Source organism: Fontimonas thermophila, assembly GCF_900113085.1.
In the GTDB taxonomy this organism is placed as follows: domain Bacteria; phylum Pseudomonadota; class Gammaproteobacteria; order Nevskiales; family Nevskiaceae; genus Solimonas; species Solimonas thermophila.
Genome location: NZ_FOOC01000008.1, coordinates 85,697 through 109,407 on the forward strand (window position 1 = coordinate 85,697; position 23,711 = coordinate 109,407).

The 23,711-nt window shown below is 66.8% G+C and carries 25 protein-coding genes; 18 read left to right on the forward strand and 7 right to left on the reverse strand.

Features of this window, described 5'->3' with window-relative positions:
- Nucleotides 1-41 precede the first annotated feature (41 nt).
- The 6 genes from lepB to BMZ48_RS09045 all read left to right on the forward strand — a co-directional run bounded on the left by lepB (nt 42) and on the right by BMZ48_RS09045 (nt 5,348).
- Entirely contained in the window at nt 42-824 is a 783-nt protein-coding gene (lepB, locus tag BMZ48_RS09020) for a signal peptidase I (RefSeq protein WP_091534103.1), read from the forward strand.
- Between the two features lie 35 nt (nt 825-859).
- Nucleotides 860-1,243 (forward strand): DUF4845 domain-containing protein, encoded by a 384-nt coding sequence (locus BMZ48_RS09025; protein ID WP_091534105.1) that lies wholly within the window; start codon nt 860-862, stop codon nt 1,241-1,243.
- A 1-nt stretch (nt 1,244) separates the two neighbouring features.
- Nucleotides 1,245-1,934, forward strand: coding sequence for a ribonuclease III (gene rnc / locus BMZ48_RS09030; RefSeq protein WP_200769578.1), 690 nt, complete (start codon nt 1,245-1,247; stop codon nt 1,932-1,934).
- Nucleotides 1,927-2,814, forward strand: a complete 888-nt coding sequence (gene era, locus BMZ48_RS09035) for a GTPase Era (protein ID WP_091534111.1) — start codon at nt 1,927-1,929, stop codon at nt 2,812-2,814. Before rnc ends, era begins: the two co-directional genes overlap by 8 nt.
- A 12-nt stretch (nt 2,815-2,826) precedes the next feature.
- Nucleotides 2,827-3,510 (forward strand): DNA repair protein RecO, encoded by a 684-nt coding sequence (gene recO, locus BMZ48_RS09040; protein WP_091534113.1) that lies wholly within the window; start codon nt 2,827-2,829, stop codon nt 3,508-3,510.
- A gap of 104 nt (nt 3,511-3,614) precedes the next feature.
- Entirely contained in the window at nt 3,615-5,348 is a 1,734-nt protein-coding gene (locus BMZ48_RS09045; protein WP_091534116.1) for an alkyl/aryl-sulfatase, read from the forward strand.
- Between the two features lie 33 nt (nt 5,349-5,381).
- Here the strand turns inward: BMZ48_RS09045 and BMZ48_RS09050 are convergent, their stop codons facing one another.
- The 7 genes from BMZ48_RS09050 to flgA form a co-directional block, all read right to left on the reverse strand.
- Nucleotides 5,382-6,821 (reverse strand): alkaline phosphatase family protein, encoded by a 1,440-nt coding sequence (locus BMZ48_RS09050; RefSeq protein WP_091534234.1) that lies wholly within the window; start codon nt 6,819-6,821, stop codon nt 5,382-5,384.
- Between the two features lie 93 nt (nt 6,822-6,914).
- Nucleotides 6,915-7,598, reverse strand: a complete 684-nt coding sequence (locus BMZ48_RS09055; protein WP_091534118.1) for a hypothetical protein — start codon at nt 7,596-7,598, stop codon at nt 6,915-6,917.
- 136 nt (nt 7,599-7,734) lie between these two features.
- Entirely contained in the window at nt 7,735-9,987 is a 2,253-nt protein-coding gene (gene rlmKL, locus BMZ48_RS09060) for a bifunctional 23S rRNA (guanine(2069)-N(7))-methyltransferase RlmK/23S rRNA (guanine(2445)-N(2))-methyltransferase RlmL (protein WP_091534121.1), read from the reverse strand.
- Nucleotides 9,988-10,012: 25 nt separating this feature from the next.
- Entirely contained in the window at nt 10,013-10,741 is a 729-nt protein-coding gene (locus BMZ48_RS09065) for a flagellar brake protein (protein WP_091534124.1), read from the reverse strand.
- Nucleotides 10,738-11,220: a flagella synthesis protein FlgN gene (locus BMZ48_RS09070; protein WP_159431145.1), complete on the reverse strand. Its 483-nt coding sequence runs from the start codon at nt 11,218-11,220 to the stop codon at nt 10,738-10,740. Before BMZ48_RS09070 ends, BMZ48_RS09065 begins: the two co-directional genes overlap by 4 nt.
- Nucleotides 11,217-11,525 (reverse strand): flagellar biosynthesis anti-sigma factor FlgM, encoded by a 309-nt coding sequence (gene flgM, locus BMZ48_RS09075; protein WP_091534129.1) that lies wholly within the window; start codon nt 11,523-11,525, stop codon nt 11,217-11,219. The genes BMZ48_RS09070 and flgM overlap by 4 nt, the downstream gene beginning before the upstream one ends.
- A gap of 151 nt (nt 11,526-11,676) precedes the next feature.
- Nucleotides 11,677-12,372 (reverse strand): flagellar basal body P-ring formation chaperone FlgA, encoded by a 696-nt coding sequence (gene flgA, locus BMZ48_RS09080; RefSeq protein WP_091534131.1) that lies wholly within the window; start codon nt 12,370-12,372, stop codon nt 11,677-11,679.
- Between the two features lie 116 nt (nt 12,373-12,488).
- Here flgA and BMZ48_RS09085 point away from each other — a divergent pair, with 116 nt between their 5' ends.
- The 12 genes from BMZ48_RS09085 (at nt 12,489) to flgL (ending at nt 23,710) form a co-directional block, all read left to right on the forward strand.
- Complete coding sequence (locus tag BMZ48_RS09085; RefSeq protein WP_091534133.1) at nt 12,489-13,418, forward strand: chemotaxis protein; 930 nt, start codon at nt 12,489-12,491, stop codon at nt 13,416-13,418.
- Nucleotides 13,419-13,506: 88 nt separating this feature from the next.
- Nucleotides 13,507-13,896 carry a flagellar basal body rod protein FlgB gene (flgB, locus tag BMZ48_RS09090; RefSeq protein ID WP_091534136.1) on the forward strand — a complete coding sequence of 130 codons (390 nt, stop codon included), beginning with the start codon at nt 13,507-13,509 and terminating at the stop codon, nt 13,894-13,896.
- A gap of 17 nt (nt 13,897-13,913) precedes the next feature.
- On the forward strand, nt 13,914-14,321 hold the full coding sequence (gene flgC / locus BMZ48_RS09095; protein ID WP_091534138.1) for a flagellar basal body rod protein FlgC: 408 nt from the start codon (nt 13,914-13,916) through the stop codon (nt 14,319-14,321).
- Between the two features lie 11 nt (nt 14,322-14,332).
- Nucleotides 14,333-14,992, forward strand: a complete 660-nt coding sequence (locus BMZ48_RS09100) for a flagellar hook assembly protein FlgD (protein ID WP_091534141.1) — start codon at nt 14,333-14,335, stop codon at nt 14,990-14,992.
- Nucleotides 14,993-15,004: 12 nt separating this feature from the next.
- Nucleotides 15,005-16,225, forward strand: a complete 1,221-nt coding sequence (gene flgE, locus BMZ48_RS09105) for a flagellar hook protein FlgE (protein ID WP_091534143.1) — start codon at nt 15,005-15,007, stop codon at nt 16,223-16,225.
- A gap of 65 nt (nt 16,226-16,290) precedes the next feature.
- A complete protein-coding gene (locus BMZ48_RS09110) occupies nt 16,291-17,031 on the forward strand; it encodes a flagellar basal body rod protein FlgF (RefSeq protein ID WP_091534146.1) in 741 nt (246 codons plus the stop codon).
- Between the two features lie 99 nt (nt 17,032-17,130).
- Entirely contained in the window at nt 17,131-17,916 is a 786-nt protein-coding gene (gene flgG, locus BMZ48_RS09115) for a flagellar basal-body rod protein FlgG (RefSeq protein ID WP_091534149.1), read from the forward strand.
- On the forward strand, nt 17,916-18,575 hold the full coding sequence (flgH, locus tag BMZ48_RS09120; protein WP_091534152.1) for a flagellar basal body L-ring protein FlgH: 660 nt from the start codon (nt 17,916-17,918) through the stop codon (nt 18,573-18,575). The genes flgG and flgH overlap by 1 nt, the downstream gene beginning before the upstream one ends.
- A gap of 9 nt (nt 18,576-18,584) precedes the next feature.
- The gene (locus BMZ48_RS09125) at nt 18,585-19,715 is read left to right on the forward strand and encodes a flagellar basal body P-ring protein FlgI (protein WP_091534154.1); all 1,131 of its coding nucleotides are present in this window, start codon (nt 18,585-18,587) and stop codon (nt 19,713-19,715) included.
- A complete protein-coding gene (flgJ, locus tag BMZ48_RS09130) occupies nt 19,715-20,614 on the forward strand; it encodes a flagellar assembly peptidoglycan hydrolase FlgJ (protein ID WP_091534157.1) in 900 nt (299 codons plus the stop codon). Before BMZ48_RS09125 ends, flgJ begins: the two co-directional genes overlap by 1 nt.
- Before the next feature lie 4 nt (nt 20,615-20,618).
- Nucleotides 20,619-22,499 carry a flagellar hook-associated protein FlgK gene (flgK, locus tag BMZ48_RS09135; protein ID WP_159431146.1) on the forward strand — a complete coding sequence of 627 codons (1,881 nt, stop codon included), beginning with the start codon at nt 20,619-20,621 and terminating at the stop codon, nt 22,497-22,499.
- Between the two features lie 17 nt (nt 22,500-22,516).
- The gene (flgL, locus tag BMZ48_RS09140; RefSeq protein ID WP_159431147.1) at nt 22,517-23,710 is read left to right on the forward strand and encodes a flagellar hook-associated protein FlgL; all 1,194 of its coding nucleotides are present in this window, start codon (nt 22,517-22,519) and stop codon (nt 23,708-23,710) included.
- The last annotated feature ends 1 nt before the right edge of the window (nt 23,711 follow it).

Here is a 23,711-nt window from a genome sequence, read left to right on the forward strand (position 1 = left end):
TTGTGCGCCGTGGCGTCCAGACCAGCATCGGACCGTCGCCAATGAACGACTTTCACATCGACTTCGCCGTCATTCTGACCGCCCTGACGCTGTTCACCGGCGTGTTCTGGGCGCTGGAGAAATGGGTGCTGGCGCCGCGGCGCGCCGGTCGTCCCGACGCACGGCCCAACGGTTTCATCGACTTCTGCCAGTCGTTCTTTCCGGTGATCCTGATCGTGCTGCTGTTGCGCTCGTTCGTCGTCGAACCGTTTCGCATCCCCTCCGGCTCGATGATCCCGACTCTGCTCGTCGGGGATTTCATCCTCGTCAACAAATTCGCCTACGGCCTGCGCGATCCGGTGTTTCATTACAAGTTCGTCGAGGTGGGCAAACCGCAGCGCGGCGACATCGTCGTGTTCCGCTGGCCGGTCGATCCGAGCAAGGATTTCATCAAGCGCATCGTCGGCCTGCCGGGCGATCACATCGCCTATCGCGACAAGCGTCTGTACGTCAACGGCGAGCCGGTGTCGCTGGAGCCGGCCGGTGTCTATACTGCGCCGGGGTTGCCGCCGCCGGGCGTGGTTTACCGGCTCACGGAAAACCTGACCGGCGTCGAGCACCACGTGCTGGTCAACCCGGCGCGGCCGGCGGATGATTTCGAGTTCGTCGTACCACCGGGCGAGTATTTCGCGATGGGCGACAACCGCGACGGTTCCGACGACAGCCGCCGCTGGGGAACGGTGCCGGAGCGCAATCTGGTGGGCAAGGCATTTTTCATCTGGATGTCCTGGGATGGTGACCGCATGCGTATCGACTTTTCGCGCATCGGCATGCGTATCCGCTAGGACTTACGGTGTATCGAGGAGAACAGGGGATCGATATGCACACGCGCAACCGTCAACGGGGTCTGGGCTGGTTTGGCCTGCTGTTCGTGCTGGCCGTGGTCGCCTTCGTCGCGATCGTCGTCGTCAAGTGTCTGCCGATCTATCTCAACCAGATGAAGATCGCCAGTTCGATCAACAAGGTCGCCGCCGATCCGGGGAACGGCCAGGCGGAGATCGGGGAGCTGCGCAAGGATTTGCAACGCTACTGGGATATCGAAGACATCAAGTATCTCGAGCCGCGCGACGTCAAGATCAAACGCACACAAAGCGGCCGCTTCCTCAGCTACGAGTATGAAGCCCGCGAGCATCTGTTCTACAACATCTCGATCGTCATCTCTTTTGCCGGCGACGTGCCGCTGGCCAATCTCAGCACACAGTGACTTGAACGCATCGCTCGAAGTTTTGCAGGAGCATCTGGGGCACCGTTTCACCGACACCGGCCTGCTGGAACGTGCGCTGTCGCACCGCAGCCTGGGAGTGCGCAATAACGAGCGCCTCGAGTTTTTGGGTGATGCGCTGATCAACTTCGTCGCCGCCGATGCGCTGTACGCCGCCCGGCCGACGGCCGAGGAAGGTGCGTTGTCGCGGCTGCGCGCCAGCCTCGTGCGCGAGGCCGCGCTGGCGCGTATCGCACGCGACCTGGATCTGGGTGCGGTGATCCGACTGGGCGAGAGTGAACTCAAGAGCGGCGGTTTTCGCCGCGATTCGATACTGGCCGATGCCGTCGAAGCCATTCTCGGTGCGGTTTATCTCGATGGCGGTTTTGCCGCGGCACGGGCGGTTGCCCTGCGCTTGCTCCAGCCCTTGATCGCCGAGCTGCCGGATGCCGAGCAGCTCAAGGATGCGAAGACACGTCTGCAGGAATGGCTGCAGGCGCGCTCCCGCCCGCTGCCGCGTTATGAAGTCCTCGCCGAGGAAGGCCCGCCGCATGCGCGTCGTTTCCACGTCTGCTGTGTCCTGCCCGACACGGCGGAGCAGACACGGGCCGAGGGGCCGAGCCGCCGCAGCGCCGAGCAGCAGGCCGCCGAGGCGATGCTGCAGCGTCTCGAAGCAGGGGTGGCCGATGCGTAGCGGCGTCGTCACCATCGCGGGCCGGCCCAACGTCGGCAAGTCCTCGCTGCTCAATGCGCTGGTCGGGCGCAAGGTCAGCATCGTTTCGCACAAGCCGCAGACGACGCGGCACCGCATCCAGGGCGTACTGCATCGCGGCGAGGATCAGATCGTGTTCGTCGATACGCCGGGTCTGCACCGCCTGCAGAAGCGCGCGCTCAACCGCGCGATGAACGAGGCGGCGGCGGGTGCCTTGCGCGATGTCGATCTGGTGCTGTTCGTGGTCGAGGCCGGGCGCTGGACCGATGAGGATCAGGCCGTGCTCGAACGTCTGGCCGGTAACGCGGTGCCGGTCGGGCTCGTCGTCAACAAGATCGACCGTCTCAAGAACCGCGAGCTGCTGCTGCCCGAGCTGCAGCGCCTCAGCGCGATGCGCGAGTATGCGTTCGTGGTGCCGGTGTCGGCGACACGTCAGGAGAATCTCGCGCCGTTGATCGACGAGATTCTCCGCCATTTGCCGGAGGGGCCGCCGCTGTATCCGCCGGGGCAGGTGGTGGCCCATGACGATGCGTTCACCGTTGCCGAGATCGTGCGCGAGAAGCTGATCCACCATCTGCACGAGGAACTACCGTACGCACTCACCGTCGAGGTCGAGCACTACGAACGCGAGGGCAATCTCGACCGCATCAGCGCGGTGATCTGGGTCGAGCGTGAAGGGCAGAAAAAAATCGTCATCGGTGAGAACGGACAGACGCTGAAAAAAGTCGGCACGGCGGCACGGCGCGAGCTGGAGTTGATCTTCGGACGCAAGATTTTCCTCAAGCTCTGGTGCAAGGTGCGCGAAAACTGGAGCGACGATCCCAAGGCGCTGCGCCGTTTCGGTCTGATTGGGCACGACTGACCGGCGGCGGGGATGGCGCGGACCGTCCAGCTCGAAGCGGCCCATCTGCTCGCCGTGCGGCCTTACGGCGACAGCAGCCTCTTGCTCGAAGCCTTCACTGCGGCCCATGGGCGGATCGGGCTCATCGCGCGGGGCGCGCGCGCGCCCCGCTCCCGGCTGCGCGGCGTGCTGCAGCCGTTCGCACCGCTGCTGTTGTCGTGGCGCCTGTCGGGCGAACTGGGCACGCTCACTGGCGCGGAGGCGCAGGCGCCGCCGGTCTTGCTCACCGGCGAGCGCACGTTCTTCGGCTGGTATATGAACGAGTTGATTCTGCGCCTGCTGCAGCGTCACGACGCCCATCCGCGTCTGTATGCGGTCTATGCGGCGCTGCTGCCGGAACTCGCCGGCAGCGAGACGGATGCGGAGATCGCGTTGCGGTTGTTCGAGAAACGCCTGCTCGCTGATATCGGATACGGCTTGCATCTGGATGCCGATCTCGATCCTGCACGGCATTACCGCTACGACTGGGAGCGCGGGCCGGTCGTCGATTCCCAGGGCTATGCCGGAGCGAGCCTGATCGCGCTGCGCGACGAGCGTCTCGACGATGAGACCAGCCGCCGCGATGCACGGCATCTGCTGCGCGCGGCGATCCGCCGCCAGCTCGGTGGCCGCGAGCTGCAGGCCGCGGCGTTGTTGCGTCAGCTGCGTGGCACCTGAGTTGCGCTGCCGTAGGCTGGGCCGTCGTTAAGGCGATCGAGGCGCTGTCGGCTACAAGCCGCAGGCGCTACGCTGTGCGCGGGAAGACCAGCCAGGGGAGCTCCATGGACGTGATAGGGCGTGTCGCGCTGGGTGTCGGCGTTTTGCTGTCGCTGGTGGCCTGCAAAGACCGGGTGGCGGCACCACCGGCAGCGCCGGTGGCCACGCCGGCGGCGCTTGCGGCACATGGCGAGGAGTTCCGGCGGGAAGTCATCGAAGTCGTCGAAGGCATCTGGGTTGCAGTCGGATACGGAATCGCGAACTCGATTCTGATCGAAGGCGATGATGGCGTGATCGTCGTCGATACGATGGAAACCGTGGAATCGGCGCGCGCGGTGCTGGCCGAATTCCGCAAGCGCACGGACAAGCCGGTCAAGGCGCTGATCTACACGCATTCGCATCCCGACCATATCGGCGGCGCCGGTGTCTTTGCGGAGGGTGCTGGCGCGATTCCAGTCTATGCGCAGCGCGGGCTGGTCGCGAACATGGAGAAAACCTCGATCGAGCTGCAGACCGCGATCACCCAGCGTTCGTTGCGCATGTACGGAACGCAGTTGTCGCCCGAGGCCATGGTCAACGTCGGCATCGGCCCGTTTGTTGCGATGGGTCCCGGCAGCACGATCGACATGCTGCGGCCGACGCGCACCTTCGACGACACGCTCGAGGACACGGTTGCCGGTGTCCATTTCCAGCTCGTGCACGCGCCGGGCGAGACCGACGACCAGCTCTTCGTCTGGTTGCCGCAGCGGCGCATCCTGCTGTCGGGTGACAACGTCTACAAGGCGTTCCCGAATCTCTATACGATCCGCGGAACGTCTTATCGCGATCCGCGGGCCTGGGCCGACTCGATCGACAAGATGCGCGCGCTCAAGCCCACGGTCCTGGTGCCGAGCCATACGCGTCCGCTCGTCGGCGAGGCGCTGATCGCGCAGACGCTCACCGATTACCGCGATGCGATCCGCTACGTCTATGACCAGACGCTGCGCCTGATCAATCAGGGGTACACGCCCGACGAGATCGCATCCCGGATCAAACTGCCGCCGCATCTGGCCGCATCGCCGTGGCTACGGGAGTTCTACGGTACTCCGCAGTGGTCGGCGCGCAATATTTTCACTGGCAATCTCGGCTGGTTCGACGGCAATCCCTCGAATCTGCGGCCATTGCCGCCAGATGAGACCGCGTGGCGTATCGTTGAACTCGCCGGCGGGATCGATGCGCTCGCGCATCAGATCGATGCCGCGGCGCAGGCCGGCGAGCATCAGTGGGTCTTGCAGCTCACCGATTATCTGCTGCGCGTACAGCCGGACCATGTCGGGGCCCGGCAGGCGCGCATCGCCGCGTTGCGTGCGCTGGGCGGGCGCGAAGCCAACCCCAACGCCCGCCACTGGTATCTGACGGTGGCCGGCGAACTCGCCGGCGAGTTCGTGTTGCCCAAACGGATGCTCACCCCGACGCCGGAGATGCTGGCGCGCATGCCGCTGGCGCGCTTTTTCGACGGTATGGCGGTGAACCTGGATGCCGAAGCCAGCGCCGATACCATCATCGCCGTCGGTTTCGAATTCACCGACACGCCGGAACGCTACACCTACATCGTGCGCCGTGGCGTCAGCGAAGTCGTGCCGCAGTTGCGCGAGGACGCCGATATCGTCGTGCGTGTACCGGCGCAGGTGTTCAAGGAAATGCTGGCGCAACTGCGCCATCCCGCGCTGACGATCGCCACCGAGTTCGAGATCGTCAAGGGCAGCAAACTCGGTTTCGTGCGCTTCATGCGTCTGTTCGTACCCGTCGAGGACACATGAGCACGGCGGTGCGACCGTGCCTGCGCGGGGTTTTTAGGTGATGAAGCCGTAGCGGCGGCACATCTGCGCCAGCGCATCCCACTCGGCCTGGTGACGGTCCAGCGAGGGATGGCGGGTCACCGATGCGGGATTCGTCACCAGCGATGACACATGGCATTCCATGCCGAAGGGTAGGCCGGGGATGCCGTTGCGGCCTTCGGGGGAATCGAAGGCCGGCGCGCGCGGATCGGGAGGGTTGTCGAAATCCAGCGCATAAGCCATGTTCAGCGAGGTTTCGTTGCGCGGGCTCGTGCCGACCCAGTCCAGTCCCCAGCGCCAGCGGATCAGATTGATCACCGAATTGGGGTCGAACTGCAGGTGGCAGACGTGGCCCTTGCGGGCGCGCGGACCGATGATCACACAGGGGGTGCGGAACCCCAGCCGCCCGTCGTTGAATTCCGCCTCCGGGCCGGTGACCGGGGCAAAGGGCGGCACGACATGATCGTAGAAGCCGCCCCATTCGTCATAGGTCACGATCATCAGCGTGCGCTCCCAGTTGGGACTGTTGCGCAGCGCGTTGTAGATGCGTGTCAGATAGGCCTGGCCGTCGCGTACGTCGGCTTGCGGATGATCGTCCTGGGAGATTCCGAACGGTGACTCGCCGACGGCGGCGCCGAAGAACGGATCGAAGTACGACACCGCCGGCAGATTGCCGGTTGCGGCGTCGATGAGAAATTGGCTGAACGGTTTGGTGATCTCCAGGTACTTTGGCCCCCACAGTCCGGTCAGGGGCAGATCGGAGAAATAGTTGGCGCAGGGGATGCCGCGTTCGATCAGTTGGTCCCAGATCGTCGGCAGTGTCGATGGCGCCTGCTGCGCATAGGGCAGCGTGTTGGTGTTACGGTCGGTGGTGCCGGCGTGGATGTAGATGCGGTTGGGAAACGTCGACGACAGGATGCCGTGAAAGTAATGGTCGCAGACGGTGAAATGCTCGGCGACGCCGGCGTAGAACGGCAAGTCTTCGCGGCGGTAGTAACCGACCGGGAAACGGTCCTGCGGGTTGCTCGCCGTGCCTTCCGTGAGCAGAAAGCCGTCCATCGCGCCATTGTTCAGATGTACGCGGCCGTCCTCGTAGCCGTGCGCGGGGTCGGCCCAGCCGCAGCCCTGGAAGCCGTAGGCCGGATCTTCGGCCAGCGGAAAAGTGGGAACGAGCTCGCCGAAGGCATTGCGGAATACGCGCTGCTGCATCGCCCGCGCGCCGGGAACCCAGCCGAGCATGTGATCGAAGGAGCGGTTCTCCATCATCACCTGCACGATGTGGTCGATGCCGCTGTCTTCCGGACGCGGCAGCACCGGCAGCCCGGCTCCGGCTGTCGAGACGCCGACGCTGTCGCCACACCCCGGCAGCGCAGCGGCGGCGCCGGCCGCAGCCAGACCGGCGAGCACGCGCCGGCGCTGCGGATTGTGGCTGTCGTTCCTGGTCTTGCGATGCATGTCGTCCTCCACCCGTGGTGCACCCATCATCGCGCCCGTACGTTGCAGGCGCTTGAAAACCGAAAGCCCGATGTGGCGGGCTTTGTGCGGCGATCAGCGCGGGATGCGCTGGAACACGCGCTGCCAGTTGTCTGTGCCGGCCGATTTGAAGACGTCCTGCCGGTTGGCGGCGAGAAACACGCCGCTCCAGTAGGCGTACTTGAATCCGTTCGAGTCGTAATCATCGGGACTGCGGTCGAGCTCGACGGCGCATTCTTCCAGTGTGAGGTTGGGGATGCGTTTCCAGTCCTTCCCCTGGCGCACGCTGCAGACGCGGCGGTCGGAGGCGGCGGGCCGTGGGGTCTGCGCGGGTGATGCGCTGACGGCGGCCGGGGTCATGTCCGTGGCCGCGCCATCGGCGTCCCGGCGGATCGCGGCGACGACGTCGCCGGCACCGGGGCCGGGCAGCGCAGCGGCAGCATCGAGCCTGCGCGCGAGTTCCGATTTCAGACCAATGGTCTGCCAGCTTCTGCCGCCGTCCGGCGACTGGTAGAAGTAATACCGGTCCGCCGACAGCAGGGTTTGCCCCCACAGGCTGAACTTGAAGCCCTGCTCGTTGTAATCGCTCACCCACTGCTCCAGGCCCTTGAGGCAGGCGTCGAGCGACCCGCTGCCGAGGGTTTGCCACTCGCCGGCGATGTAGGCCTTGCAGACCTCGGTGGCGGGTTCCTGGGCAATGGTCGTCGTGGCGGACAAACCCAGCGACAGCGTCAGACAGATGGCAACCGCAGTGCGCATGACGGACCCCCTGATGTCATCGGTCCGATGATAGCGAATCGGCGGCGGCGCGCGGCAGCGCAGTGCGTGCCGGACGCCGAGGCGTGACCGGGCGCTGGGTGGGCGATACGCCTGCTGTCTTGCCGATTTTGCCGGCTCAGCTCCGGTGGCGCAGGCGCCAGCAGCGGTGTGCGGGTGGTGGACGCTGGAAGTCGGCATCCAGCGTCTGCGCGGTGATGTCGTCGATTTCGGCGATGGTCTGGAGCGCGGCATCGAGCTTGAAGCCACGGCGGTTGGTCGAGAAATAGAGCGTGCCGCCGGCAGCGAGCAGCGCCAGGCACTGACGGATCAGGGTCGCGTGGTCGCGCTGGATGTCGAGTGTGCCTGTCATTTTCTTCGAGGTTGAGAACGTGGGTGGGTCGAGGAAGATGAGGTCGAAGCGGGATCTGGCGGGGTGTTGCGCCATATCGGCGAGCCACTGCCGGCAGTCGCAGCGGATCAGGGCGTGTGGCGCCAGGCGCTCGCCCGGTGCCGGCGGGTAGGGGTAGAGCGTCGCGCGCACGCCGTTGCGTTCGAGGTTGCGCCGGGCCCATTCCAGGTAGGTATTCGACAGATCCAGCGACAGGGTCTGTTGCGCGCCGCCACATGCGGCGTGCACGGTCGCGGCGCCGGTGTAACAGAACAGGTTGAGAACGCGTTTGCCCGCCGCCTCCTGCTGCAGACGCAGGCGCATGGGCCGGTGGTCGAGGAACAACCCGGTGTCGAGGTAATCGTCGAAATTGACCGACAGGCGGCAGCCGTGTTCGGTCACCTCGTGGAAAATTCCGGTTGCGGCCTGCCGCGTGTACTGGCCGTCCGCTTTCTGCGGGCGGCGCAGCTTGTAGTGGATCTGCGCCGGCGGGATGTCCAGCACGTGCTGGATCTGCGCCAGCGCTTCGCGCAGGCGTGCCTGCGCGCGTGCGGGCTCGATGGTCTTGGGCGCGGCATATTCCTGGACGTGCGCGTGCAGCTCGGGGGTGGCGTAGAGGTCGATCGCCAGCGCGTAATCGGGCAGATCGGCGTCGTAGAGCCGGTAGTTGGTGATGCCGTTGCGCCGCGCCCATTTGCCCAGATGCCGGAGGTTCTTGCGCAGGCGGTTGGCGAAATCCTCGCCGCCCGGATCCGGTGCGCTGCTGTGCACGCCGGGCCCGGTGCGTCCGGACGCGTCGCTGGCAGGCGCCGTGCCGGACTCGCTGGGCGCTGGTGCGTTTGCATCGGCTCCGCGGATGTTAAAGCCGAGCAGTTTGCAGGCGATGGCACCGTTGTACAGCGTGTGCCGGGCATCGGCGCGCAGTCCCAGCCGTAGCGCGAGGTCGGCGCGCGCGGTGAACAAAACCACGCGCCAGCCGCCAAAGCGTTGTTTGAGATGCACGCCGAGCAAGGAATAGAGCTTGATCAGCTCAGTTTCCGCGCCCAGGCGTTCGCCGTAGGGCGGATTGGTGACGATCAGGCCGGGCCGCTCGGCGGGCGGCAGGGCCGTGAGGGCGTCGTCCTGGCGCAGGGTGATGGCGCCGGAGAGTCCGGCGCGCTCGATGCTGCTGCGTGCAGCGGCGAGGGTGCGCGCATCGTGGTCGGAGCCGGCGATGGTCGGCAGACGGTGACGGCCTTCGCGGCGGCGTGTCTGCGCCTGCGCGTAGAGATGCTGCCAGAGCGCGGGCTGGTGTCCGCGCCAGGCTTCGAAACCCCAGCGCCGGCGCAGCAGGCCCGGCGCGACGTCGGCGGCGATCCACGCCGCTTCGATCAGCAGGGTGCCGGAACCGCACATCGGATCGAACAGGGGTTCACCGCGTGCGGCGCGCTGTGGCCAGCCGGCCCAGAGCAGGATTGCGGCGGCCAGGTTCTCCTTCAGGGGGGCTTCGGCGCCGTCGTGTCGGTAGCCACGGCGATGCAGACTGTCCCCGGATAAATCGAGGCTCAGCGTCGCCTGCTCGCGGTCCAGATGCAGATGGATGCGCAGGCCCGGGGCCACGGTATCGACATTCGGGCGGGGGTATCCCCGTGCGCGGAAATGATCGACGATCGCGTCCTTGACCTTGAGTCCGGCGTAATGGGTATGCCGGATCGCCGGCGAACGCCCGGCGACCTCGACGGCGAAGCTCGTCGCCGGATCAAACAGCTCGCTCCACGGCAGTTCCCGCGCGGCGGCATAGAGCGCCTCCGCATCCAAGGCGGCGAATGTGCGCAAGGGCAGCAGCACACGGCTCGCCGTACGCGACCACAGGCAGATCCGGTAAGCGCATTCGAGCGAGGCCTGCGCGGCTACGCCGCCGGTGCGGTCATGCACCGCGCTCGCACCCAGCGCAGCGAGTTCTTGGGCGAGCAGGGGCTCGACGCCGCGGGGGCAGGTGACGAAGAGAGACAGCCAGGACATGCGCCATTATCGCAGGCATGCCGCTCTAGCACGGGCGTCGGGCGGCGCGGATCAGTTGGCGTTCGAGGCGGTGGATGGCCTGGGCCAGGCGAGTTTCGTCTTCGCGGCGCAGTGCTCCGAAGCGCAGACCCACACGCACTCCGTCCTCGCGGACGCGGGTCGAGCGCACTTCGGCGGCGGTTTGCACGCTCGCGCCGGGCAATTGGACGTGCATGTGCAGGGTTTCGCCGATCTGCGGATCGATCATCGGTGTCACGATGGCACCGGCTCCGCTGACGGAGACGTCGAGCAGGCGCGTCGGATGCGTCGGGTGCTCGCGGCCGATCGCCGACGGCGGCAGGCCGAGCCGCGGCGGTAGGTTCAGGCGGAAGGCCGTGCGCCGTTCGAGCACGAAGACTTCTTCGGGAATGGCAGCGGCGAGCGACTCGATGCCCTCGATCAGGATCGTGCCGGTGTAGCGGCAACCAAAGCGCAGATCGCCGCCGTCGAGCCGTCCACGCACGGCGATGCGTGTGCCGGGCGGGGGCATCGGCATCGGTGTCGACGCTGGAGCATCGAGATGGAGACGACCGTGCGCGGCATCGACGGCGACGATCATGCTCGTGTGCCAATCCGCGCGTCCTTCGAAGCGTATCGACAGCAGACTGCGGTGCAGACGCAGGCGGTGCAGCAGCCCCACGATGCGCGCGGGATTGCGCAGGAGCACACCGTGCAAGTCCTCGGCGTGGTTTGCAGATGGTGCGGCGTCGTTCATGCCAGGCCCAGGGGCCGCGATCCGAGCGGAGCCGCCACACTGCCGGAGCGGGCATAGGTCGGAGTGCTGGCTGATCCATGCACGACGTGCAGCGCGCTGCGAATCTGCTGGCTGCGGGCATCGAGCAAGGCAGCATTGGCGCGATTGGCATCGTGGCACTGCGCGGCCAGCGCGATCAGCTCGCGCCAGCGGCAGGCGCAATGCCCGGAGGGATCGGCGCGCTCGATCCAGGCTTCGATGCGCTCGGCACCGGCTTGGCGACGCAGACGGTTGAGCGCGTAGCCAAGCTCGGCGAGGCGCTCGGCCGCGGCGGTTTTGGTGCAGGTCAGGCGTTCCAGGGCCTCGACATCATTGGCGAGCAGGGCCTCGCGCTCGTGCGCGAGTGTTGCGTGCAAAAGGCGCGTGCAGTCCAGATGCGCGGCCAGATTGTCGGCCAGGCGTTGCGGCAGGTCGGCGTGTGGATCCGGTTGTGTGTTCATCTCTGCGCGAGTTCCCATTCCATGCGGGCCAGCTTGGCCGCAATGGCGCGGGGGTCCACGCGGTAGCTGCCTTCGGCCAGGGCGCGCCGGGTCTCGGCGACACGGTGGGGGTCCACCACCGGGGCGTCGTGGACCGCGCGCTCGAGCTGTTGCAGCAAGACGGCGTCGTCGGTCAGCTGGACGGAATCGCTGCCGCGGGCACCGCCGATGCGTTCGCCGCCCGCCATCGCGCCGGGTTCGGCGGATCTGACGCGTGCGCTCGCGCTCGCCAGTTGCGGGCCATAGGTTTCGATCTTGTTGCTCATCCGGACGGCACTCCTGCGGCGTTTGCCACGCCCTGTATCGGCACGGCCCGCCGGTTCTTGAGCCTGTGCCCGGGCATGCAGGGCGGATGATTCGTCAAAAGCCCGACGCCCGATGACGCAGGGCCAGTCCAAACAAAGGCTTGCGTAGCGTTCACAGCCGGATTTCCACCACGCCCGCGGCCGTCACCGTGCCCTCGACGATGCGCTGCGAGCGATCATTGCGCACACGCACCCGCTCGCCGTGGCTGGCGTCGGAGAGGGCGGTGCCGGCGGCGCGTACCTCGATGCCGCCGCTGCGTCCGATCACCGTGACGGTCTGACCGCGGCGCACCAGGCGCGGCGGTTCCGCGTCGTAAGGGGTGAGCACGGCACCCGGCGGCAGCGTGCGGCGCAACACATAGCCTTCGAGCGCCTGGATGTCTTCGAAGTAGCCGAAGGGGAGTTGCATCACGTCGCGTTCCTGCACCCCCAGCAGGGTGGCCGAGAGCGGCTCGCCGCGCGTGCCCGTGCGGGTGAGTACGAGCACCGGACGCAGATCGCGGATGTGCACCGGGACATAGACGGTCCAGGCCGGATCGGCGCACCGCACGGCAACGCTCATATGGGCGCTGCGAGCAGCCGGGGGCGCGGCGACCGGCGCTTGCGCGCAGGCGGGCAGACGCAGGCGCGGATCGGGCACACTCGCGCTGACGCGTGCACTCGGCGGCAGTTGTGCCGATACTGCGGCGATCGCGACGGCGCTGATGCGCTCGAACGGCTCGATGTCCTGCGCGGCGGCGCACAGGGACAGTCCTGCACACAGCGCAGCGATACTGGTATTGCGTCGAAGGTCCGGATGTGGGTCCATGACCCCACCGATACAAGCCCCGTGCCAGGAATGGGGGGTGCACGGCCATGTGCTCCTGGGACCCGGACACACACTGATCTCGCTACAGATCCGCGCGGTGCTGCCGATACAGGCGCATGGCTTACGGACTCCTCGAAAGCATCGATCGCAGCACCCAGCTCGCCGGACACAACCGGCTGGCCCTGCTGCTGTTCCGGCTCGGTGTGCGTCAAATCTTTGGCATCAACGTCTTCAAGGTGCAGGAGGTGATCCGGCGGCCACCCTTGACGCCAATGCCGGGCGCGCACCCGTACATCGCCGGTGTCGCCGACGTACGCGGGCGCATCGTGCCGGTGATCGACCTGCAGCGCGCGATCGGCGGCGAGGCGCTGGGCGGCGGCGAGGCCGCGCACGTGATCGTCGCCGAGTTCAACCGCTCGACGCAGGGCTTTCTCGTCGATGGTGTCGAATGCATCGCCCATGTCGATGTCGCCCAGTTGCAGCTCCCGCCGACGGGCAGCGGCGAGGGCTATCTCACCGCGATCACCCGCCACGCCGGTCGTCTGGTGGAGATCATCGACGTGGAAAAGGTGCTCGCCGAAGCCGTCGGCGCGTCCTCGGAGCTATCCGCACGGTTGCGTGGCGCGGCCCGGGATGTCGATCTGGGCGGCCGCAGAATATTGGTCGCCGATGATTCGCGTGTCGCGCGTGGCCAGATCGAGCGCGTGCTGCGGCAGCTCGGTGTCGAGGCGATCCTGGTCGGCGACGGCCGCGACGCCCTGCATCGACTGCAACGCATGGCCGAGCACGGGCCGATCGAAGAGCAGGTGCTGATGGTGATTTCCGACATCGAGATGCCGAACATGGACGGCTACACGCTGACGACGGAAATCCGGCGCGACCCGCGGCTCAAGCATTTGTACGTGATGCTGCATACCTCGCTGTCCGGCGTTTTTAACAACGCGCTGGTGCAGCGTGTCGGCGCCGACCGCTTCATCGCCAAATTCAGCGCTGACGAACTGGCTCAGGGCGTCGTCGATCGCATCCGTACACTGATGCCGGCCTGACCCGCCGGGCGTGGCAGAGAGCGCCGCCTGCCCGCCGCTGGCACAGGACTTGCCCCAGGCTCGCCACTGGTTTCGTGGTGAGACGTCGATGGCCGTCAAGGATCCGTTGTTTGGTATTCATCCCGCGGCGCTGCAACTCCAGCGCCGGCGCATGGAGTTGATCGCGGCGAACATCGCCAATGCCGACACGCCGGGTTATCGGGCCCGCGATGTCGATTTCCGCGCAGTGCTTTCCTCGACCCAGGCACGCGCCGCCGTGCTGCGCACCCATGATGCACACCTTGGCGCGGCGTCTGCGGATATCGGTGGCGAGGCGGTGGGCTACCGCGTGCCGGTGCAGCCTTCCGCCGACGGCAATACCGTCGATGTGCAGATCGAACAGGCACAGTTTGCCGACGCCGCGCTGCGCTACCAGGCCAGCCTGCAGTTTCTGGATGCGCGCATCAAGTCGTTGCTGGGCGCGCTCTCCGGGCAATGACACGGAGCCTCGATCCCATGTCTTCGTTCAAGATTTTCGATATCGCCGGCTCTGCGCTGGCGGCGCAGTCGGTGCGTCTGAACACGGTGGCCAGCAATCTCGCCAACGCCGATACCATCGCCGGCGATGCCGAATCCGTTTACAAGGCGCGTCTGCCGGTGTTCGAGGCCGTTACCGAACCGGGCGCGCCGGAGGCATCCGGCGTGCGGGTGCTCGGCATCGTCGAATCCACCGCGGCAGCGCAGAAGCGCTACGAGCCCGGCCATCCGCTCGCCGATGCCGACGGCTATGTCTATGCGCCCAACGTCAATGTCGTCGAGGAAATGGTCAACATGATCTCGGCGGCACGCTCGTATCAGTCCAGTGTCGAGGTCATGAATACCGCCAAGGAGCTGGCTTTGCGTACCCTCACGCTCGGCCGTTAGGAGCCTGACCCATGCCCGCGATCGATACCACCTACGCCGATCTCGGTCTTGCGCTTGCGCAGCCTGCGGCCAGCAAAAAGACGATCGGCCAGGACGAGTTCCTGCTGCTGATGACCACGCAGCTCAAAAACCAGGATCCGTTCAAGCCGATGGAGAACGGAGAATTCCTCGGCCAGCTCGCGCAGTTCAGCACCGTTGCCGGTATCTCGGAGATGCAGACGTCGCTGCAGGCGCTCGCAACCGCGCTGAGCTCGAGCCAGATGCTGCAGGGCGCGAGCCTCGTCGGTCGCAGCGTGCTCGTGCCCAGCACGACCGGTTATCTGCCGGCGGACGGTGCGCTCGATGGCGCCGCTTATGTTCCCGCGTCCGGGCATGTCGTCGTTGATATCGTCGATGCCGCGGGGGCGGTGGTGCGTACGCTGGATCTGGGCACTCAGCCATCCGGATGGGCGCGCTTTTCCTGGGACGGCACGCGTGTTTCGGGCGAACGCCTCGACGCCGGTCGTTACACGCTGCAGGCGCGGCTCGTGCAGGGCGCCACGCAACAGTCGCTATCCACTTCCGCCGTCGGCCGCGTGCAGTCGGTGGCCACCTCGGACCAGCACGGTCTGGTACTCGAGCTGCTCGGCCTTGCGCCCGTTGCGCTGGCCGACGTCCAGCAGATTCTCTAGGAGGACAAATCCATGCCGTTTCGTGTCGCCCTCTCGGGTCTGAATGCCGCCTCGGCAGACCTCAACGTCACCGCCAACAACATCGCCAACGTCAATACGACCGGATTCAAGCGGTCGCGCGCCGAGTTTGCGGATGTGTTCCAGCTCTCGGCCTTTGGCCTACCCTCGACGGCAATCGGTGCCGGCGTGCGCCTGGCCCGCGTCGCCCAGCAGTTCGAACAGGGATCGGTGGAGTTTACGACCCACTCGCTCGATCTCGCGCTCTCCGGCGAGGGATTTTTCACGCTGTCCGACAATGGCGCGCTGGTTTATACGCGCGCGGGTGCATTCGGCACCGACCGCGACGGTTATGTCGTCAATGCGGCAGGTCAGCGGCTGCAGGTGTTTCCGCCGGTCGGCGACGGCGCGGCGTTCGATACGGCGCGCCTGACCGATCTGCGCCTGTCGACCGCCGACAATCCACCGCTGGCGACGAGCACGATCACGACCCACCTCAACCTGCCTGCGAACGCCAGTCCGCCGGTCACCACGCCGTTCGATGCGTCCGATCCGACCAGCTATAACCACACGACGTCGGTGACCGTTTACGACTCGCTGGGCGCTGCGCATACGGTGAGTCTGTACTACGTGCGCACCGCCACGCCGAACCAGTGGGAGATGTATGCGCGGATCGACGGCAATACCGTCGGCGGTCCCAACACGCTGGTGCTGTCGGATACCGGCAGCTTGATCACGCCGGCGACGGGGCAGTTCACGCTGCCGCCGTACTCGCCGGGCAATGGCGCGGCCGACCTGAACCTGACCATCGACAGTGCCGCGGTGACCCAGTTCGGTGACAGCTTCGGCATTTCGAGCCTGACCCAGAATGGTTATGCATCTGGCCGTCTGACCGCGATCGAGATCACACAAGAAGGCATCGTGCAGGCGCGTTATACGAATGGCCAGGCCACGCCGCTCGGACAGATCGCGCTCGCCAATTTCCCCAATCCCCAGGGCTTGCAACAACTCGGTGATACCACCTGGGGTGAGAGTTTTGCCGCCGGTGCCGTGATCCGCGGGACGGCCGGTGCGACCAACTTCGGTCTGATTCAGTCCGGCGCGCTGGAGTCCTCCAACGTCGATCTCACCGAGCAGCTCGTCAACATGATCACCGCGCAGCGCAACTTCCAGGCGAACGCGCAGATGATCTCCACGGCCGACCAGATCACGCAGACGATCATCAACATCCGATGAGGCAGCGCAAGAAGCGGGTCTGATCCCGGAGGATTCACCCGGCGCTAAGCGCGCATGGAGCGAACATGGACAGGGCCTTGTATGTCGCGATGACCGGCGCGATCCAGACGCTGAGGACGCAGACCGCGAACAGCCACAATCTCGCCAATGCATCGACGGTCGGTTTTCGCGCCGAGTTGATTGCGAATACACCACAGGCGGTCGCGGGCGCCGGATTGCCGACGCGCGTCAACGCACTGGCAGGCGGCATCGGCTGGGATGCGCGCAGCGGTGCGCTCCAGCAGACCGGCCGCGATCTCGACGTGGCTTTCGCTGAGGATGTCTGGCTCGCCGTGCAGGCACCGGATGGCAGCGAGGCCTATACCAAGGCGGGGGATTTGCAGATCGATGTCGTGGGCCAGTTGCGCACGGGCGCCGGCCATGCCGTGCTCGGCGACGGCGGCCCGCTGGCAATCCCGCCGCATGCGCAATTGCTGATCGGCGGCGACGGGACCGTGTCGGTGGTGCCGCAGGGCAATGGCGCCAACACGCTGGTCGCCGTCGGCCGCTTGCGCACCGTCGTCGCCCGGCCCGATCAGCTCGAACGCGGCGGTGACGGTCTGATGCGCGCCCGGCCCGGAGTTTCGCTCGCCACCGCACCCGGCACCGTGCTGATCTCCGGCGCGCTCGAATCCAGCAACGTCTCGTTGCCCGAGGCGATGGTCAACATGATTGCGCTCGCGCGTCAGTTCGAGCTGCAGACCAAGCTGATGCGCACGGTCGAGCAGAACGACGAGGCGGCGACTTCGCTGCTGCGCATGGGTTGAGGCGATGCAGGCAAAAAGCCTTGCCGGAATACCGGCGCGCGGATCTGGCCCGGAACTTGTAGGGCTTGATCAGAGGCGGATGCTCCGCCGGAGGCAGTCATGAACCAGGCACTGTGGGTGGCGAAGACCGGGCTCGATGCGCAGCAGACGCGCATGACCCTGATCTCCAACAATCTCGCCAACGTCAATACCACCGGTTTCAAGCGCGGCCGTGCCGCGTTCGAGGATTTGCTTTACCAGACCGTGCGCCAGCCCGGCGCCCAGACTTCGCAGCAGACGCAGGCGCCATCGGGGCTCGTGGTGGGCACCGGCACGCACGTCGTCGCCACGGAGAAGCTGTTCACGCAGGGCAATCTGCTGCAGACCAACAATCCGTTCGATCTGGCGATCAACGGCCGCGGTTTCTTCCAGGTGCAGTTGCCGGACGGCACGCTCGCGTACACGCGCGACGGTTCGTTCCAGATCGACGGCCAGGGTCAGCTGGTCACCGCGAGCGGCTATCCGGTACAGCCGGGTATCACGATCCCGAGCGGCGCGCAGAGCGTCACCATCGGTGCCGACGGCACGGTCAGCGTGCAGCTCGCCGGTGAGGCCGCGCCGCAGCAGCTCGGCAGCCTGACGATCGCGGATTTCATCAATCCGGCCGGCCTGCAGCCGCGCGGCGAAAACCTGTTCATCGAGACTGCCGCCAGCGGCGCGCCCCAGACCGGTGCCCCGGGGCAGTCCGGACTGGGGCTGCTGATCCAGGGGTCGCTGGAATCGTCCAACGTCAACGTCGTCGAGGAACTGGTCAACATGATCGAGACGCAGCGTGCCTACGAGATGAACTCCAAGGCGATCTCGACCACCGACCAGATGCTCGGCTACATCGCCAACAATCTGTGATGCGCGCGCTGGTCATATTCGCTGCATTCGCTCTTGCGGCCTGCTCGTCGGCGCCGCTGCGCGAGGACTATGCCGTGCCACCGGAGGCCATCGCCGCGCCCTCGCCGCCGGCCGACGGCAGCATCTACAGCAGCGCCCAGCACATCGCGCTCTTCGAGGACCGCAAGGCGCGCCAGGTCGGCGACGTGCTCACCGTGCTGCTGGTCGAGAAGACCGATGCGAAGAAATCCGCCGCGAGCAACACCCGCAAGGAGACTTCGGTTGGCATCGACGGTCCGACGCTGTTCGGCCGTCCGGTCACCGTCGGGGGCACGCCCGTGCTCGAAACCCGGATCGGTGGCGAGCAGGCATTCTCCGGCAGCGGCGGGGCCACGCAGTCCAACGCGCTCAGCGGGTCGGTCAGCGTGCTCGTCGTGCGGGTGCTGCCCAATGGCAACCTGCTCGTGCGCGGCGAAAAGCAGTTGGAGCTGAACCAGGGATCGGAAACCGTCGCCATCGAGGGCATCGTGCGGCCGGCGGACATCGCCGGTGACAACACGGTGCGCTCGGATCGTGTCGCCAATGCGCGCATCTACTATGCCGGTCGCGGCGCCATCGCCGATGCCAATACCCAGGGCTGGCTGGCGCGCTTTTTCGCCTCGCCGTTTTTCCCATTCTAGGAGACAGGCATGGACAGGAGAGCATGTCGGTTCGGTTCGCTGCCACGCCTGCTGTGCGCGCTGCTGCTCGTCGTGCAGGTCGTGCCGGGGCGGGCGGAACGGATCAAGGATCTGGCCGCGATCCAGGGGGTACGCGGCAATCCGCTGGTGGGTTACGGACTCGTCGTCGGTCTCGACGGCACCGGCGATCAGACCACGCAGGCGCCATTCACGACGCAGAGCCTCAAGGCCATGCTCAGCCAGCTCGGCGTCGTCGTGCCGCCGAATGTCAATCCGCAACTCAAGAACGTGGCGGCGGTCGCCGTGCATGCCGAGCTGCCGGCCTTCGCCAAGCCGGGGCAGGCCATCGACGTCACCGTCTCGTCGATCGGCAATGCCGGATCCCTGCGCGGCGGCAGCCTGCTGATGACTCCGCTCAAAGGCGCCGACGGTCAGGTCTATGCGATCGCGCAGGGCAATGTCATCGTCGGCGGACTGGGCGTCTCCGGCCAGGACGGTTCACGCGTTTCGATCAACGTTCCCAGCGCCGGGCGCATCCCGGGCGGTGCACTGGTGGAGCGCACCGTGCCGAACGGTTTTGCGGCGGCAACAGAACTCAAGCTCAATCTGCATACCCCGGATTTCACCACCGCTGCGCGGCTGGCCCAGGCGATCAATACGACGCTGCAGGGCGATTACGCGCAGGCGCTCGATGCGGTCACCGTGGCGGTGCGGCCACCCGCCGACCCGAACCAGCGCGTCGCCTTCGTCGGTGCGCTGGAAAACATCGAGGTGACGCCGGGCGAGGCGCCGGCCCGGGTCGTCGTCAATTCGCGTACCGGCACGGTCGTCATCGGCAGTCACGTGCGCGTGCTGCCGGCTGCGGTGGCACATGGCTCGCTGGCCGTGACCATCTCCGAGAAACCGCGCGTGAGCCAGCCGGCACCGTTTTCCGATGGCCAGACCGTGGTCGTGCCCAATACCGCGATCGAAGTCACCCAGCAGGGCCAGGGACACATGTTTCTGTTCGAATCCGGCGTGTCGCTCGACGATATCGTGCGTGCGGTCAATCAGGTCGGTGCCGCGCCCGGCGATCTCGTCGCGATTCTCGAGGCGCTCCGGCAAGCCGGCGCGCTGCGTGCGGAGCTGGTGGTGATCTGATGCGCACGGATGCGGTCACTGATTTTTCCCGGTTCGCAGCGCTGCGTGCCGCGGCGCGCGCCGACAGTCCCGAGGCCGTGCGCCAGGCCGCGCAGCAGTTCGAGGCGCTCTTGCTGCAACAAATGCTCAAGAGCATGCGCGCGGCCCGACTCGGTGATGACGTGCTCGGCGGCGAGCAGACCGAGTTCTACCGCGAGATGGCCGATGCCCAGCTCGCACAACACCTGTCCGCAGGCAAGGGACTTGGCATCGCCGATCTGCTGGTCCGGCAATTGACCCGCGGATCTACGCCCGATGCGGCCGAGTCTGCCGGACGCGTATCGCCGCCGACCACCGCGGCCACTCCTGCGCCGGTCTCGGCGCCGCGCGCCGGCAGCGAGGCTGAAACGCAGCGCAACAGCCGTCTGGCCGACTTCGTCGCCGATGTGTTGCCGCACGCCGAGAAAGCCGCCGCGGAACTGGGTATTCCTGCCAAGGTGTTGGTGGCCCAGGCGGCGCTGGAAACCGGCTGGGGACGCCATGCCATCCGGCGTGCCGACGGCAGCCCGGCCCTCAACTTTTTCGGGATCAAGGCCGATCAACGTTGGCAGGGCGAGGGCACCGAACACATGACCAAGGAGTACGTGGACGGGCAGATGCGCAGCGAGCGCGCGCGCTTTCGCGCCTATGGTTCGGTCGGGCAGGCATTTGCCGATTACGTGCACTTCCTGAAATCCCAGCCGCGTTACCGCGAGGCGCTACAGCATGGTGGTGATCCGCAGCGCTTCGTCGGCGGATTGCAGAAAGCCGGCTATGCCACCGATCCGCAGTATGCGCAGAAGATTCTGCGCATCGCCGAGGGGCCGGCGCTGCAGCGTGCCCTCGCCGCGGTCGCGAAGACCCGGACCCAGGCGGTGTAGTGCGATGGCCGACCTGTTATCGATCGGTGTTTCGGGCTTGCTCGCATACCAGCGTGCGCTGGATGCCGTCGGTCACAACATCGCCAACGCCAACACCGAAGGCTACAGCCGCCAGCGTGTCGAGCTGACCTCGCGCCCGGGCAGCGGAGCGGGGCATGGGTTCATCGGCAGCGGCGTGAACGTCACGACGGTCCGCCGGCTCGCCGACAGCCTGCTGTCGGTGCGCATGCAGGCGGATGCGTCGGCGCACGCGCGGCTCGAGGTGTTTTCCGGTTTTGCGGCGCGTATCGATGGTTTGCTGTCGGAGAGCGATACCGGGCTCGCGGCGCCGTTGCAGGCTTTCTACGATGCCGCCAATGCGCTCGCGCAGCAGCCCACCGCGATCGCGGCGCGACAGACGCTGATCGGCAACGCGCAGGCGCTGGCCGCGCGTTTCCGCGACCTCCAGGCGCAGCTCGATGCGATGGATGCGCAAGTCGATCAACGCATCCGCACGACGGTGGAGGAGATCAACGGGCTGGCCGGCGCGATTGCCGATCTGAACCGGCGCATCGCCACGGACTGGGGGCGTTTCGGTCAGCCGCCCAACGATCTGCTCGACCAGCGCGACCAGCTGCTGCAGCAACTGGCCGCGCGCATCGGTATCAGCACCGTCGCGCAGGCCGACGGCACAGTCAATGTTTACACCGCCAGCGGCCAGGCCCTGGTGCTCGGTGAACAGGGCACGGCCCTGGGCGTTGCGGATGATCCGTGGAACAGCGGGCGTTCCGACATCATCCACGGCGACGGTACCCGGATCACCGCCCAGCTCGGCGGCGGTGCGCTCGGCGGCCTGCTCGACGTGCGGCGCGAGATGCTCGATCCCACACGTGCCGAGCTCGGTCGGATCGCCGCGGCCGTGGTGCAGACGGTCAACACACAGCATGCGCAGGGCATGGATGCCTATGGCGCGCTCGGTACGGATTTCTTCGCCCCGTTGCGGGGCCTGGCCTACGCCGCTCCGGGCAACACCGGCAACGCCGCGATCACGGTCGGTTTCGAGGATGCCGGTGCGCTCGGTGATGGCGACTATCTGCTCGCGTACGACGGCAGCGCCTGGGCGCTGACCGAGCTGCGCAGCGGCCAGGCCATCGCGCTCACCGGCACCGGTACCGTCGCCGATCCGCTGGTCGGTGCCGGACTTGCGCTGACGGTCTCTGGCAGCGCCGCTGCCGGAGACCGCTATCTGCTGCGGCCAGCGGTTGCGGCCGCGGCCACGGTCACGGTGGCCATCCGCGACCCCGCGCGCGTGGCCGCGGCGAGCCCGCTGCGCGCCACCGCCGATCTCGCCAACACCGGCACCGCCACGGTATCCCCGCCGGCGATCGTCGATGCCGGCGATGCCGCCTTGCTCGATCCCGTCGAGATCCGCTTCATCGATGCGACGACCTACCAGATCAATGGTGCGGGCAGTTACACCCATACGCCCGGCACACCGATCCAGATCCACGGCTGGTCGCTGACGGTCGCCGGTACGCCCGCTGCCGGCGACCGTTTCACCGTACGTGCGGCCGGTCCCGACAGCGGCGACAACACCAACGCACGTGCTCTCGCCGCCCTGGGTCAGGCCGCGGTGCTCGCTGGCGGCACCCGCTCGGTGCTGCAGGCGCATACCGCGCTGGTGGCCCGCGTCGGCGTCGGCGCGCAGCAGGCGCAGATGCGCCTGGATGCGCAGACGGCGATCGGCGAACGCACCCGTGCCGAACGCGAGGCCACATCCGGCGTCAATCTGGATGAGGAAGCAGCGGATCTGCTGCGCTTCCAGCAGGCATATCAGGCGGCAGCGCGTGTGATCCAGGTCGCCGACACCGTGTTCCAGAGTTTGCTGCGCGCTGCCGATGGTTGATGCACCGGAGTGGATCGATGCGTGTCTCCACCGCTTTACTGCATCGTCTGGGTGTCGAACAGTTGCAGCGTCAGCAGCAGGCGCTGCTGCGCACGCAGACGCAGCTCTCGACCCAGCAGCGGATGGCCAGCGCCGCCGACGGCCCGGCCGATTGGACGGCGGCGATGGGAATCGACCAGTTGCTCGCGCAGCGCACGCAGTGGCAGGCCAACGCCCGCGCCGCCGAGCACCGGCTGACGCTCGAGGAAAACGCGCTGGCCGAAGGCATCGACGTGCTCGCCCGGGTGCGCGAGCTCGTGATCCAGGCCAACAGCGCGACTCAGTCGGCGCAGACGCGCGGGATGATCGCCCAGGAGCTCGTCGATCTGCGCGATCAATTGATGGCGATCGCCAACCGTGACGACGGTCAGGGTCGCTATCTGTTCGCCGGGTCGCGCGACGGTGCGTCACCCTTTGCCTGGAATGGACGCAGTGCCGATTACAGCGGGGACGAACAGGTGCGCCAGCTGCCGATCGGCCATGATCGTCTGCTCGCCGAGGGCGATGCCGGCAGCGAGGTGTTCATGCGGCTGCGCACCGGCAACGGTGTGTATGCAGTGGCCGCCGACGATGCCAATACCGGCGTCATCCACCTGCGTCAGGTGGCGACCTACGATGCGCAGTTGTGGGACGGCGGTGTGTACACGCTGCGCTTCTCGGGTGGCAGCTACGAGGTACGCGATGCCAGCGATGCCGTGATCCAGTCCGGCGCATACAGTCCGGGGAGTGCGATCCGTGTGCGCGGTGTCGAGCTCGCCTTTGCGGGAACACCGGCCGACGGCGACCGTTTCACGCTGGCACCGGCGCAGCAGCAGGACGTGTTCGCGCTCATCGACAAACTCGCGCGTCTGGTCGCTGCTGCGCAGGATGGCCCGGCTGCGCGGGCGGCATTCCAGACCGGGGTGCAGCAGGCGCTGCTCGAACTGGACACGGCCGAGGCACGGCTGTCGTCCGTGCGCACCGGCGCCGGTCTGCGCCTGGCTGCGGCGCAGCAGGCGCAGTCTGCGCTGGAGGCGGACCGCATCCAGGCGCAATCCGCACTCTCGGCGCTGCGCGACGTGGACATTGCCGAGGCAGCCAGCCGTTTGCAGCAGCAACTGCTCGCCGTGCAGGCGGCGCAGGCCGCGTACGTGCGCGTGCAGGGCCTGTCGTTGTTCGATTACCTGCGCTGAT